Source organism: Streptomyces sp. NPDC046379 (genome assembly GCF_055587785.1).
The window spans coordinates 1-1,694 of record NZ_JBVJFP010000065.1 but is presented as its reverse complement, the minus strand read 5'-3'; the positions used below and the strand labels follow the sequence as shown (position 1 = coordinate 1,694).

Below are 1,694 nucleotides of genomic sequence, written 5' to 3'. Positions count from 1 at the left end.
GCCAACATCGGCCGCTTCACCCAGCCCGACCCCTCCGGCCAGGAGAAGAACCCCTACTTCTACGCCGAAGGCGACCCCGTCAACCGCATCGACCCCGACGGTCTGCTCAGCTTCGGCGATGTAGCCGACTGGCTGGACAAATCCAACGACTGGGTGGGCGCCGCAGTCGGGTGTGTCGCCGGCATCGAGGCAGCAGCAAGCACCGGAACCATTACCTATGCCTCAGCCGTCGGCGGCGTAGTCGGCGCTGGCGTGGGCAGCGCCGTAGGCGCTGGAGTTGCCATAGCGACAAGCTGCGCGGTGGGAGCGGTGGCCGGCTATTACAACACTGACATCCTCACATACCAGTAACACCCTGGCGTGACTCACCGTCTGGGCCGGGGCTCCCTCGGCCCAGACGTTTCAGCATGCACAGACACCGACATTGAAAAAGCCGCAAGACGGGCGACGAAGGGACTCATGTGAAGGAAGCGATTCGGAATACGCTGATCTTCTCGGTTATTGCGATACTAGCTGGCGTCTGCGGATGTATTGCTGGTGCTGCAACTGGTGACAAGCCGCCCATTGTCTTCGGTGCCGTGGCTATTGCGGGCGGGCTGATCTTGGCCGTCATGGCCGCGTTCGCCATACGCAAAGGAAGCCGCTAAAACCGGAGTGTGTCACTGCCTTCCACGCGGCCGGCCGCAGTCGTGCTACTGGGTGGCGCGGGAGGCGTCCTCGTGCTCCCGCCGACGCGGGGGTGTTTCGCCGACCCCGATTCCGGGGATGGACGGGCCGGTGTGCTCCCCGCCGACGCGGGGGCGTTCCGGGAAAGCGCGCCACATAGACCAGCGTGAGCTGGTGCTCCCCGCCGACGCGGGGGTGTTCCGAAGCGCCTCACCGGCGCGCAGGTCATCGACGCGTGCTCCCCGCCGACGCGGGGTGTTCCGGTGAAGGGGTTCCCGAAGCAGCTGGGGCGGCTGTGCTCCCCGCCGACGCGGGGGTCTTCCGCATGGTCTCTGCCTCGGCCAGCGTGGACGCCAGTGCTCCCCGCCGACGCGGGGGTGTTCCGTAGAGATGGCGCATCCGATACAGGCGGCGCGGGTGCTCCCCGCCGACGCGGGGGTGTTCCGTAGAGATGGCGCATCCGATACAGGCGGCGCGGGTGCTCCCCGCCGACGCGGGGGTGTTCCGCCCAGACCCCGGGCGTAGCGCACTCCCCCGCCGTGCTCCCCGCCGACGCGGGGGTGTTCCGGCCGGAGAGAGGCCGGGCAGCACAAAGCCCCCGTGCTCCCCGCCGACGCGGGGGTGTTCCTCCCGCACGGCTGACCAGCTATCCGGCCTCGGCGTGCTCCCCGCCGACGCAGGGGCGTTCCGTCAATGCCGACCGGGCCGGTCTCGGGACAGACGTGCTTCCCGCCGACGCGGGGGTGTTCCGGACACGAAGTCCTGGTACGTGGACCCGCAGTAGTGCTCCCCGCCGACGCGGGGGTGATCCGCAGGTCACCTACGCCGACCCCCGCCTACTGCCGTGCTCCCCGCCGACGCGGGGGTGTTCCGATCCCGACCGCGCTCAGCGCGAGCGGCCCTGTAGTCCTCCCCGCCGACGCGGGGGTGTTCCTTACTGATCATTTCAGAATGAGGTTCGGAGTCGTCTCAAGCAGATGATGCTGCAGGCGAGTTGGAGCAGTCCGAGGTGGAGGTCGGCTCGTATC

Annotated in this window: 1 protein-coding gene and 1 CRISPR repeat array; the gene reads left to right on the top strand. The window is 68.4% G+C overall.

Annotated elements, in window-relative coordinates:
• Positions 1-351, top strand: a 351-nt coding sequence (locus tag ACZ6KF_RS34010) for an RHS repeat-associated core domain-containing protein (protein WP_469242032.1), incomplete at its 5' end; no start/stop codon positions are given.
• Between the two features lie 428 nt (positions 352-779).
• Positions 780-1,595: a CRISPR direct-repeat array (repeat unit 23 nt; unit sequence GTGCTCCCCGCCGACGCGGGGGT).
• Positions 1,596-1,694: the final 99 nt, after the last annotated feature.